Annotated in this window: 3 rRNA genes; all 3 read right to left on the reverse strand. The window is 55.4% G+C overall.

The features are described from left to right. Positions 1-8: 8 nt before the first annotated feature. A 5S ribosomal RNA gene (gene rrf, locus ITJ50_RS17185) occupies positions 9-125 on the reverse strand. Positions 126-282: 157 nt separating this feature from the next. Then, positions 283-3,410 (reverse strand): 23S ribosomal RNA (locus ITJ50_RS17190). 433 nt (positions 3,411-3,843) lie between these two features. Further along, positions 3,844-5,365, reverse strand: a 16S ribosomal RNA gene (locus ITJ50_RS17195). Together the 16S, 23S and 5S rRNA genes form the textbook arrangement of a ribosomal RNA operon. Positions 5,366-5,553 lie beyond the last annotated feature (188 nt).

Below are 5,553 nucleotides of genomic sequence, written 5' to 3' on the forward strand. Positions count from 1 at the left end.
TACGTTAAGTCCGGCGGCGTCCTACTCTCCCACAAGGTCCCCCTTGCAGTACCATCGGCGCTGAGAGGCTTAGCTTCCGGGTTCGGAATGTGACCGGGCGTTTCCCTCTCGCTATGACCACCGGAACACTCTCGACCAGATCATACATTGGTCTCAAAGCTGTCCCGACTACTGCCTTCCGTGAAGAGGGCAGAGCGGTGTATTCAGTTTCGATTCCCGATCGTCTGTCGGGAACCACAAAGTGGACGCGAGCCCGTGCAACAAGTGCACGGAAATCAGTGTGTTATCAAGTCTTCGGCTTATTAGTACCGGTCAGCTCCACGGGTCGTTAGTCCCCGCTTCCACATCCGGCCTATCAACCCAGTAGTCTGCTGGGAGCCTCTCACACTCAAGGTGCATGGAAATCTCATCTCGAAGACGGCTTCCCGCTTAGATGCTTTCAGCGGTTATCCGGTCCGAACGTAGCTAATCAGCGGTGCCCTTGGCAGAACAACTGACACACCAGAGGTTCGTCCATCCCGGTCCTCTCGTACTAGGGATAGATCTTCTCAAATTTCCAACGCGCGCAGCGGATAGGGACCGAACTGTCTCACGACGTTCTAAACCCAGCTCGCGTACCGCTTTAATGGGCGAACAGCCCAACCCTTGGGACCTACTCCAGCCCCAGGATGCGACGAGCCGACATCGAGGTGCCAAACCATGCCGTCGATATGGACTCTTGGGCAAGATCAGCCTGTTATCCCCGAGGTACCTTTTATCCGTTGAGCGACAGCGCTTCCACAAGCCACTGCCGGATCACTAGTCCCGACTTTCGTCCCTGCTCGACCTGTCAGTCTCACAGTCAAGCTCCCTTGTGCACTTACACTCGCCACCTGATTGCCAACCAGGTTGAGGGAACCTTTGGGCGCCTCCGTTACTCTTTGGGAGGCAACCGCCCCAGTTAAACTACCCATCAGGCACTGTCCATGAACCCGATCAGGGTCCTACGTTAGACATCCAAAGTGACCAGAGTGGTATTTCAACAATGACTCCACGAACACTAGCGTGCCCGCTTCACAGTCTCCCACCTATCCTACACAAGCCACTCCGAACACCAATACCAAACTGTAGTAAAGGTCACGGGGTCTTTCCGTCCTGCTGCGCGTAACGAGCATCTTTACTCGTAGTGCAATTTCGCCGAGTTCGCGGTTGAGACAGCTGGGAAGTCGTTACGCCATTCGTGCAGGTCGGAACTTACCCGACAAGGAATTTCGCTACCTTAGGATGGTTATAGTTACCACCGCCGTTTACTGGGGCTTAAATTCAGAGCTTCGCCCAAAGGCTAACCCTTCCTCTTAACCTTCCAGCACCGGGCAGGCGTCAGTCCGTATACATCGTCTTGCGACTTCGCACGGACCTGTGTTTTTAGTAAACAGTCGCTTCCCACTGGTCTCTGCGGCCTTCAACGCTCACGGAGTAAATCCGGTCACGTGTCCGGCCCCCCTTCTCCCGAAGTTACGGGGGCATTTTGCCGAGTTCCTTAACCACGATTCTCTCGATCTCCTTGGTATTCTCTACCTGACCACCTGAGTCGGTTTCGGGTACGGGCGGCTGCAACCTCGCGTCGATGCTTTTCTCGGCAGCATAGGATCACTGATTTCCCCTTACGGGTACGCGTCGGATCTCAGGCACACAGACGACGGATTTGCCTATCGTCAGCCCTACATCCTTACACCAGGTTCACCTTACGGATACCATCGCCTGGCTCAGCTACCTTCCTGCGTCACACCTGTTCATACGCTAACCGCACCAGCATGGGGTCGAGCGTTAGACCGGCCACCATCACCCCGAAGGGATCCGGTTGTACCGGGTTAGGACTCTTAGCACCACTGGATTAGCTTGGGCGGTTGTTCGCCGGTACGGGAATATCAACCCGTTGTCCATCGACTACGCCTGTCGGCCTCGCCTTAGGTCCCGACTTACCCAGGGCGGATTAACCTGGCCCTGGAACCCTTGGTCTTTCGGAGGACGGGTTTCTCACCCGTCTTTCGCTACTCATGCCTGCATTCTCACTCGTGTAGCGTCCACGGCTGGATCACTCCGCCGCTTCACTCGCCACACGACGCTCTCCTACCACTCCGCACGACTGAACCACGAAGGCTTGTCTATAGTGCGAAATCTACAACTTCGGTGGTGTGCTTGAGCCCCGTTACATTGTCGGCGCGGAATCACTTGACCAGTGAGCTATTACGCACTCTTTCAAGGGTGGCTGCTTCTAAGCCAACCTCCTGGTTGTCTGTGCAACTCCACATCCTTTCCCACTTAGCACACGCTTAGGGACCTTAGTTGGTAGTCTGGGTTGTTTCCCTCTCGACGATGAAGCTTATCCCCCACCGTCTCACTGCTGCGCTCTCACTCACCGGCATTCGGAGTTTGGCTGACGTCAGTAACCTGTTGAGGCCCATCGGCCATCCAGTAGCTCTACCTCCGGCGAGAAACACGCAACGCTGCACCTAAATGCATTTCGGAGAGAACCAGCTATCACGAAGTTTGATTGGCCTTTCACCCCTATCCACAGCTCATCCCCTCCATTTTCAACTGAAGTGGGTTCGGTCCTCCACGACGTCTTACCGTCGCTTCAACCTGGCCATGGATAGATCACTTCGCTTCGGGTCTAGAACATGCGACTCAAACGCCCTATTCAGACTCGCTTTCGCTACGGCTGCCCCTCACGGGTTAACCTCGCCACATATCACTAACTCGCAGGCTCATTCTTCAAAAGGCACGCCGTCACCCCTACTAAGGAGGCTCCGACGGTTTGTAAGCAAACGGTTTCAGGTACTATTTCACTCCCCTCCCGGGGTACTTTTCACCTTTCCCTCACGGTACTTGTCCGCTATCGGTCATCTGGGAGTATTTAGGCTTATCAGGTGGTCCTGACAGATTCACACGGGATTTCTCGGGCCCCGTGCTACTTGGGATACACATCCGGCCATAACACCATTTCGTCTACGGGGCTGGCACCCACTACGGCCCGGCTTTCAAACCGGTTCGACTATGATGCGCTGTAACCGCCCCAGTCCGGCAGAACTGAGTGACGTGTCCCACAACCCCGACCATGCAACGCCCGCCGGCTATCACACATGATCGGTTTAGCCTCATCCGCTTTCGCTCGCCACTACTCACGGAATCACATGTTGTTTTCTCTTCCTGTGGGTACTGAGATGTTTCACTTCCCCACGTTCCCTCTACCCGCCCTATATATTCAGGCGGGAGTCACCAGGTCGCAAAACGCCTGGCGGGGTTTCCCCATTCGGAAATCCTCGGATCACAGCTCGATTATCAGCTCCCCGAGGCTTATCGCAGATTTCTACGTCCTTCATCGGCTCCAGATGCCAAGGCATCCACCGTTTGCTCTTAGAAACTTGACCACAAAGATTAAAATTGCGATCCAACGTCACCACTCAACAACCCAAAGGCTGATCATGGATGACGCGAATCAAAGATGCTCGCGTCCACTGTGTAGTTCTCAACATACGATCGGCACCAGCACTCCCCCACCACAACAGCAGGATCACACTGGCCCGACGAAGGACCCGTAGGCCCAACCCCCACCACCACTCACGTAGCAGCAGGAAGCCTGGTCCCTCAGGACCCAACAACGTGCACCAGCTGAGCGCTCCACCCCCGACCCGTCCCAACCCTGCAAGCAGAGCGTACTGAGGTCGGAAGCATCACTCCCAACTGCACTGTCAATGTTCCACCCATGAGCTACCCGTCGGACACGTTCGGTCCGAAACAGGCGCCTGGACCAGCAACCAACCACCCACAATGGGCGACCAGCACTGACCAGATGCTCCTTAGAAAGGAGGTGATCCAGCCGCACCTTCCGGTACGGCTACCTTGTTACGACTTAGTCCTAATCACCGATCCCACCTTCGACGGCTCCTTCCACAAGGGTTAGGCCACCGGCTTCGGGTGTTACCGACTTTCATGACTTGACGGGCGGTGTGTACAAGGCCCGGGAACGTATTCACCGCAGCGTTGCTGATCTGCGATTACTAGCGACTCCGACTTCATGAGGTCGAGTTGCAGACCTCAATCCGAACTGAGACCGGCTTTTTGGGATTCGCTCCACCTTACGGTATCGCAGCCCTTTGTACCGGCCATTGTAGCATGCGTGAAGCCCAAGACATAAGGGGCATGATGATTTGACGTCATCCCCACCTTCCTCCGAGTTGACCCCGGCAGTCTCCTATGAGTCCCCGGCATAACCCGCTGGCAACATAGAACGAGGGTTGCGCTCGTTGCGGGACTTAACCCAACATCTCACGACACGAGCTGACGACAACCATGCACCACCTGTACACCGACCACAAGGGGGCGACCATCTCTGGCCGTTTCCGGTGTATGTCAAGCCTTGGTAAGGTTCTTCGCGTTGCATCGAATTAATCCGCATGCTCCGCCGCTTGTGCGGGCCCCCGTCAATTCCTTTGAGTTTTAGCCTTGCGGCCGTACTCCCCAGGCGGGGCGCTTAATGCGTTAGCTACGACACAGAAACCGTGGAAAGGTCCCTACATCTAGCGCCCAACGTTTACGGCATGGACTACCAGGGTATCTAATCCTGTTCGCTCCCCATGCTTTCGCTCCTCAGCGTCAGTTACGGCCCAGAGATCTGCCTTCGCCATCGGTGTTCCTCCTGATATCTGCGCATTCCACCGCTACACCAGGAATTCCAATCTCCCCTACCGCACTCTAGTCTGCCCGTACCCACTGCAAGCCCGAGGTTGAGCCTCGGGATTTCACAGCAGACGCGACAAACCGCCTACGAGCTCTTTACGCCCAATAATTCCGGACAACGCTTGCACCCTACGTATTACCGCGGCTGCTGGCACGTAGTTAGCCGGTGCTTTTTCTGCAGGTACCGTCACTTTCGCTTCTTCCCTACTAAAAGAGGTTTACAACCCGAAGGCCGTCATCCCTCACGCGGCGTTGCTGCATCAGGCTTTCGCCCATTGTGCAATATTCCCCACTGCTGCCTCCCGTAGGAGTCTGGGCCGTGTCTCAGTCCCAGTGTGGCCGGTCACCCTCTCAGGCCGGCTACCCGTCGTCGCCTTGGTGAGCCATTACCTCACCAACAAGCTGATAGGCCGCGAGTCCATCCCCAACCAAAAAATCTTTCCACCACCAGACCATGCGGCCAGTGATCATATCCAGTATTAGACGTCGTTTCCAACGCTTATCCCAGAGTCAGGGGCAGGTTACTCACGTGTTACTCACCCGTTCGCCACTAATCCACCCAGCAAGCTGGGCATCATCGTTCGACTTGCATGTGTTAAGCACGCCGCCAGCGTTCGTCCTGAGCCAGGATCAAACTCTCCGTAAAAAAATACAGACCCAACACCCGAAGGCATCAGACCGAGTTGATTCTGACTGTTGACTGTCTACTGACAATCTTCAATCCAAAAGGAATTGCTTCATGACCCAGTCAGCAAGCCGACCAGGCACGAGGTCAATCAATAAATTGGCATTGACAATGTGCACGCTGTTGAGTTCTCAAGGACCAGACGCACT

The sequence above is a fragment of the Curtobacterium sp. VKM Ac-2889 genome (genome assembly GCF_015350855.1).
Classification (GTDB): Bacteria; Actinomycetota; Actinomycetes; order Actinomycetales; family Microbacteriaceae; genus Curtobacterium; species Curtobacterium poinsettiae.